We start from the raw sequence: 7,156 nt of genomic DNA, 5'->3' as shown, positions 1-7,156 counted from the left end.
ACCAGGTGGTGAAGCCCTGGTGGGCCGCGCCAATGGCCTCCTGGATCTGGGCGTCGCTGGCGGTGGGGTAGGTTGCCTCTACGACTCCGGTAGCGGGGTTGGTCACTGCATACATGCTCATGGGATTCCTCCTCGAAAATGGCGTCTTGCCGGTAATGTGGGGTCTATGGAAACAGGATGCCCTGATCCACAATGACGTGTAGAAGGGCCGGGCGATGTTCTTTGAGCACCACATCCAGAGCACGCTGCACTGCTTCGGCGGCCTGAGCATCGCTGGTCACAGTTTCGCCGTGCCCCCCATAAGCGCGAGCCAACGCCGCAAAGTCCGGGTTTTGCAACTGGGTTCCCGAAACGCGGCCCGGGAAGTGGCCCTCTTGGTGCGCGCGAATAGTTCCGAACTGTCCGTTGTCCATTACTACGGTCAGCAACGCAGCACCGTGTTGGGTAGCACTGGCCAGTTCCTGCCCGTTCATTAAGAACTCGCCGTCACCGCAAATCGCCAGCACCAAGCGCTCCGGAGCCTCCAGGGAGGCAGCTACCGCAGCTGGAATAGAGTAACCCATGGATCCATTGCGGGTACCTAACTGGGACGGGAAAATATTGGTTGGCACGTACCTCATGGGCCACGCACAGTGGTTGCCTGCCCCCATGGTAGTCACTACATCTTCGGGAAGACGCTGAACCAGCTCAGCAATCACCGCGCTCATGTGAGCGGTACCCTCGCGGGTTGGCGACAGCTCCTCGCGCTGTGGCAGCTTCGTGTATGCTTCTCGCGCTTCGCGCCCGGCAGCCCGCCAAGGCTCCCATTGAGTTTCCCGCTCCAGGCGCAATTCTTCTAGCGCTTCGGCAAAGACACCGGGAGTGGCCAAAATGTGACGGGTTATCGCCCCAGAGCGCCCACGCAATGAGGTGTCAATGTTTACAAGATAGTTGACTGCCCGCCGGTTCTGACGCAGGGTGAATCCATCGGTGGGTACATCGGAGGGTACCGCCCCAATTGCGACCAACACATCAGCTTCTTCGAACATCTGGGCCGCCTTATCGGTGCGCCCGTACCCCAGCTCGCCCATGTTCACTGGGGAATTGAACGGCACCCGATCCGCAGCGTGCCAATCATGTACCACCGGAATGTTGTTTGCCTCCGCAAAAGCCGTCACCCCTGCGGCAGCCTTCGCGCTCCAGCGCTGGCCACCGACAAACAGCAACGGTTTCTGAGCGTTGGATAGGGCGCTTGCCAGCTCCTTGAGTTCCCCGGTTGAGACAGCGCCCTCGGCCACGGTAAGCGGCTGGTGCAATTCACCGGCGAACTCATGGGCGACCACGTCCTCGGGAAGACCCACGATCACCGGGCCCGGACGACCTGACGCTGCCGCGAAAAAGGCCTCGGCCACGATCTCGGAAGCCCGCTCGGCTTCATCAATAACGAAAACGCGCTTGGCCTGACTGCCGAACCAGGCATAGGGGTCAAATTCCTGGAACGACTCGCGCATCCGGTCGGCTACCGGAATCAAACCCACGAACAGCACCATGGGAGTCCCATCCTGCCAAGCGGAGTGAACGGCCACGTACGCGTTGGCCGCACCGGGTCCACGGGTCACCATGGCGACCCCGGGCTGTCCGGTGAACTTGCCGTGAGCCTCGGCCATGTAAGCGGCGCCTCCTTCGTGGCGCACTACTATGTTGTCGATATTCGCGTCGTGCAGACCGTCCAGCACAGCCAGGTAAGACTCTCCTGGAACCGTGAAGACGCGTTTGACACCGTGACGCGCAAGGGATTCGACGATTGCCGCTCCGGCGTGTGTTGGGCGGACCACGTGCGAACTGCGCCGCGAGGTGTCTGCCGACGAGGCGAGTTGGGTCGGAATGATGCTAGAGGTTTCCATATACAAGTTCTCCTGCCACTACCGTGGCCTCGACTCGGGTATTAGCTATGTCTTCGGTGGGGATGTCGTAAATGTCCTGGGAAAGCACCACGAAGTCGGCCAGATGGCCGGGAACCAATTTGCCCTTGTAGCTCTCTTCGTGGACCGCGTGGGCGCTGCCCACGGTGTAAGCGTGCACCGCTTGAGCCACTGTGAGCTTCTCGCCATCGGTAAAGGGCGCGCCCGCCAACGTCGTGCGCTCTACCAGAGAGGCAATGTTCAAGAGTGGATCCGCACTGACCACGGGAGCATCGGTCGACCCGGGAATGACGAGGCCTGCGTCCAAGAAGGACTTCACCCGGTAGGCAAGCGGTTGTCGTTCGGCTCCCATAGCTACGGCAACCCCGTCACCTAGTTCGTGGATGAAGCGGCCCTGTGGGACCGGAATGAGTCCTAACTGAACCATGCGCTGAATTTGCGCATCTGAGGCCACGGACGCATGCTCGATCCGGTGGCGCGCATTAGGACGGGGGGCGAGTTCCTGCGCCTGGGCGATGATGTCCATGACTACATCCAAGGCGGCGTCGCCTATAGCGTGTACCGCTAACTGCCAGCCCGCTAAATGTGCTCCGATCAGCTTTTCTCGTAGTGTTTCCTGCGAAAACTGCAACAGGCCTCGGTTTCCCTCATCCGTGGCGTAGTCGCAGCACATGAAGGCGCTGCGGCCGATGAGCGAACCGTCGGAGAGGACTTTAGTCGGGCCGATGCGCAGCACTTCGTCGCCCATGCCGCTGCGCATGCCCAGGTCGAGACCGTAGCGCTGGTGACCCTTAAACGACTCCGTGTCCAGCGGGTGCAGGGTGGTCAGGTAGGGCATCAGTGTGGCGCGCACGCCAAGTTGACCGCGCTCGCGGGCCATTTGATAGCCGGCTAGGTCCACTGAGCTCTGCCCGATGTGATCCGGCGCACCGATTCCCGGTTCGGTGATTGAGGTGACGCCCAACTTGAGCATCTCACGCGAACCCGCCGCAACCAGATCAGCTACGTCCTGGATGGACTTAACCGGGATATGGTCCAGCACAATACTCCGCGCGGTTTCCTGCAATAGGCCCTCTGCGAGGCCACGCGCGTCGCAGGGCACCGCTCCGCCGTCCGGCACTGGTACGTTACGGCGCTCTGGATAGCCGGAGAGCTCAAAGGCGCGGGTGTTCGCTACAGCCATGTGCCGCGACACGTGCCAGAGAAAGACCGGATGTCCGTGGCTAACAGAGTCCAGGGCCCGTGCGGTGGGGTGTTCATCGCCGAGGAAGTTCTGGTCATAGCCTGTGCCGATGACCCACGCACCGGGCTTAGCCGTGCTGGCCGCAGCATCTACTGCAGCGAGCAACTCCTCCATGGTCTTTACACTCTCCGGGCGCAAGTCCACTTGAGTCAGCGCGTCCCCAATGAAGGTGAGGTGAAGGTGGGCATCGTTAAAGCCGGGGACCACCGCTGCCCCACCGAGATCCACGACTTTTGCGAAGTGCCTGGGCTCGAGTTCATGGTCGAGACTAATGACTCGCCCGTGGTGAATTCCTAGCGCTTGAGCAAGCGGACGTTGGGGATCTTGGGTGTGGATGATCCCGTTGGTGTAAAGCACGTCGAACATGCGGCCTCCTGAACTAGGAACTAAGTGATCTAGCTCAAGTATCCGAAAAGCCTAGTATGCTGTCTAATACATATAAGTTCTTTATTCCATAACTCTATGGCATGAGAGGTTACTCTCCTCGCATGTCCAAAGCGGGTGCTGTACCTGCATCCAGTTGACCGCGCTCAACCCAAGGCCGCATCCGTCGCGCAATATCGCGGATTCGTTCTTCGGCATAGTGCCCCCGATGCCAGGCGAGGTGCAGGTTGAGAGTAGGCCGAACTGAGGGCTGCACCTCCCTGCTTTCAATGATGGCCACCCGACGGTTACCAAACGAGGGCAGCTCGGTACCGACCCCCACTCCTCTGCCGGAGGCCACTAATGCACTAATGGCCAATCCGTCCTCGCATTCGATATATTGCGCCAAATGCACACCGTGTCGATTGAGCGCGTCATCGAGCACGTGGCGACTCACGCTATTGCGCGTGGGCAGAATCAGGTGCTCCGAGCACAGCTCCCGAAGATCCACTTCTGCACGCCCGTCGGACACCCATGGGTGACTTGGCGGGCAAGAGGCCTTGAGAGCCACAACCCCCAGCGACTCTGAAGCTAAATCTCCACTGGGAACTTGCGGAGTAACCACGAAATCCAGATCGTGCAGTAGGGCCTGTTCCAAGTCGAAGTGGCTGACTTCGCGCACCACGATCATCGGGTCTCGCGGGGAAAGCGAGGCGATGAAAGGTGCCAAGAAACCGCGAATCGAAGCCGAAGTGGAGCCACAAGCGAACTTGGCAACGTCCCCGGTACGCAGCACTGCTACCGCTTCTTGCAGATCCCTGGTTTGCAAGAGCAATTTTCGGGCCAAGGGGACGAAGGCGCGGCCACTGGAGGTGAGCACCAGCCGGTTGCCCCGCGATTCAAAGAGCTTCAACTGCAGTTCCTGCTCAAGGGTTTTGAGTTGGCGACTGAGTGCCGGCTGGGCGATGTGCAGTTCTTCGGCGGCTGCGGTAACTGTCCCATAGTCGACGGTGCTCAGGAAATACTGCAAGCGGCGATAGTTCACGGCCCTACCATAGCAAGCCCCCGGCAATAGCTCGGATTACAGCGTCAAATTGATACCTTCCCAGGGTCTGGCCTGCGCTGCTTTGGAGCAGACGGTTCGGCCCTCTCCACCAAAAGCACGACGCGTCGCAGTTCCTCTAACGGGTCCTCCTGCAACGAGATGTTCAAGAGTTGCAACATTTCTACTCGGGGCAGCTGCACTCAGTTCTGTCCCCTTCTTTTTGCTGTCCTCGCTTGGGACCGTAACGGCCCTTGGGCGGGAAACACCCAAGGGGCATCACGCACTTCGTGGACGACGCGCCCGACCCGCCCAAAGCCCCGGTGAACGTATCAACACACCTGGAACGTCACGAGCTTGATCGAGCTGACTTCTTCAGACTTTCCAAGGCAGATAAGCAGGACGCGTGCAACAGTGCCGGCATCGGTCTCCTCACGCTCCGTTCCGCCTGTTCCTGCTACCGCTTCCCAACCTTCGGTTTCGCCCTGATCACTTCAAGGGCAAGGATACAACTAGCCCCACAGGCACAGCGGATTTCGCACGCACCGTCGCTCTGTGGAGAACTGCTGAGCATAACAAAAAAGCATGTATTCGCGGCCTAAGAGGTCTTGGACGCGATGTAGTTTGCGACGGGATACTGAAAGTGACGTACGACTATGGTGCGGATCACGGATCTCGGACCGCACGCCTCATAAGGAAGACGCAGATGAAAACTCGCACCCTCACGCCGCAGCAGCGGCAAACCCGTGCCACAGCCGGCGCCTTCGTAGGCACCGCCATTGAATGGTATGACTTCTTCATTTTCGGAACGGCCGCGGCCCTAGTCTTTGGAAAAGTGTTCTACCCGGATATCGCAGCGGGAGCCGGCATCATGGCTTCTTTCGCCACTTTTTGGGTGGGTTTCCTGGCTCGCCCTCTAGGAGGCGTGCTCTTTGGGCATCTGGGAGACCGTTTCGGACGAAAGAACGTTCTAGTTGCCACACTGTTCCTGATGGGTGGTGCCACCACCCTGATTGGCCTGCTGCCAGGTTATGCCAGCATCGGCGTTGTAGCCCCAATTGCCCTGGTAATCCTGCGCGCAATGCAGGGACTTGCTGTGGGTGGCGAGTGGGCCGGAGCCACTTTGATGGCTACCGAATCTGCTTCTGAAAAAAAGCGCGGCATGGCAGGGGCCTGGGTTCAGCAAGGTTCACCCGCTGGCTCCATCATGGCTACGGTGATGTTTCTGCTGGTGGGCATGCTCGATGACGCGGCCTTCCTGTCCTGGGGGTGGCGTGTTCCGTTCCTCTTCTCCGCCCTGCTGGTCATCGTAGGGCTGATCATTCGTTCGAAAGTCGAAGAGTCTGCAGACTTCACGGCCTCGCGCGCCCAGCACGAGGTGGTCAAGGTACCAGTTATCGAGGTATTCAAGAAGGCTCCCGGATACGTGTGGCTGGGCGTGGCAGCTTCGGTGCTTGGCATCGCGATCGCATTTTTCAACAACACGTTCCTGCTGTCTTGGACGACAACAGCTGTCGATGCCGGGGGCATGGGCATGGATCGACAGGTAATTCTGAATATCTTGCTGATCATGTCGGTTCTGCAGTTCCTCTGGCAACCGATAGCAGCGAAAATCGCCGAACGCATCGGCGGGGTGCCCGTCATGCTCTGGGGGCTCGTGTTGAACCTGCTAATCATCGTTCCGCTCTTCCTGGCCATAATGAGCGCTAACGCGCTGATCATCGGTTTCGTACTGGGGGTCTCGATTCTAGGCGGCACGGCATACTACGCGATGCTCTCGTCTTTCCTGTCTCAAGCCTTCCCTGTCAACGTTCGTTTTACCGGCGTTGCCCTAGCGAACGGCCTATGTGCCTCACTGATCGGCGGGTCTACCCCGCTACTCGCGCAGGCAATACTTGGCTCCTTCGGTCCATGGGGAGTTGCGGCTTTCTACGGGATTATCGCCTTAGTAACAATGGCAGGAGTTTGGGGACTACATCGCAAAATGCGTGCACGTGATGTCTTTGCCGCCGATGCAGCCGCGGTCCTTCAGAAGTAGCGTTTCTGGCTCTACGTGAGTAAGTCCTGAATCTCAGAGGAACCAAAAGGTCTCCTGAACAGATTAAAGCATCTGCTCAGGAGACCTTTTTTTGAGTAGCGAAGAGTGTACAAAACTGTGACGTGAAAACAACCGGAACACCTCTCGTGTTCCTTGACGGCCACGTCATTCCGGCCCTGCTGGTTAAAACGAGTGGAACTACCCTGGCTGCCCAGTCGCGCGCAGCCGCCATGTCTATACCTGGTCCAGTCCCGGCCGCATGCAAATTCCTGAGAAACGTGCTGGATCTGGCAACCCCGTACCCATTTGAAGCCGATAACTTCGAGTATGTCGTCAATCTCGCCATGACCGGCCTAGCTCCACAGCCCAGGTTTCCTTCCGGTACACCGGAACGAACTCCGCGTTCTGGACCGTGGACCAGGTGTCGTTGAAGAAGTAAGCGGCCCGGCACCAAAGCCCCACGGCCGGTGGCTTAACCACCAAGGGTGGCGCACGAGAACCGTGCGCCACCCTCACCTGTCCCCGGCCTGACGGCGAGGGGGTATGGACTAGCGTCCGGAGATCTTCAG

General features: G+C 59.2%; 4 protein-coding genes. 1 reads left to right on the top strand and 3 read right to left on the bottom strand.

The annotated features are described in order from the left end of the window. Positions 1–164 precede the first annotated feature (164 nt). The 3 genes from FDN03_RS15325 to FDN03_RS15315 form a co-directional block, all read right to left on the bottom strand. Positions 165–1,883, bottom strand: a complete 1,719-nt coding sequence (locus FDN03_RS15325) for a thiamine pyrophosphate-dependent enzyme (RefSeq protein ID WP_138178466.1) — start codon at positions 1,881–1,883, stop codon at positions 165–167. Beyond that, a complete protein-coding gene (locus FDN03_RS15320; protein ID WP_138178465.1) occupies positions 1,870–3,510 on the bottom strand; it encodes an amidohydrolase in 1,641 nt (546 codons plus the stop codon). Before FDN03_RS15320 ends, FDN03_RS15325 begins: the two co-directional genes overlap by 14 nt. 109 nt (positions 3,511–3,619) lie before the next feature. Continuing rightward, positions 3,620–4,552 carry a LysR family transcriptional regulator gene (locus tag FDN03_RS15315; protein WP_171021283.1) on the bottom strand — a complete coding sequence of 311 codons (933 nt, stop codon included), beginning with the start codon at positions 4,550–4,552 and terminating at the stop codon, positions 3,620–3,622. A 703-nt stretch (positions 4,553–5,255) separates the two neighbouring features. Here FDN03_RS15315 and FDN03_RS15310 point away from each other — a divergent pair. Next, positions 5,256–6,587, top strand: a complete 1,332-nt coding sequence (locus FDN03_RS15310; protein WP_138178463.1) for an MFS transporter — start codon at positions 5,256–5,258, stop codon at positions 6,585–6,587. Positions 6,588–7,156 lie beyond the last annotated feature (569 nt).

It is taken from the genome of Glutamicibacter sp. V16R2B1, assembly GCF_005774635.1.
In the GTDB taxonomy this organism is placed as follows: Bacteria; Actinomycetota; Actinomycetes; order Actinomycetales; family Micrococcaceae; genus Glutamicibacter; species Glutamicibacter creatinolyticus.
The sequence above is the reverse complement of the archived record's forward strand: the minus strand, read 5'-3'. Positions and strand labels throughout refer to the sequence as shown.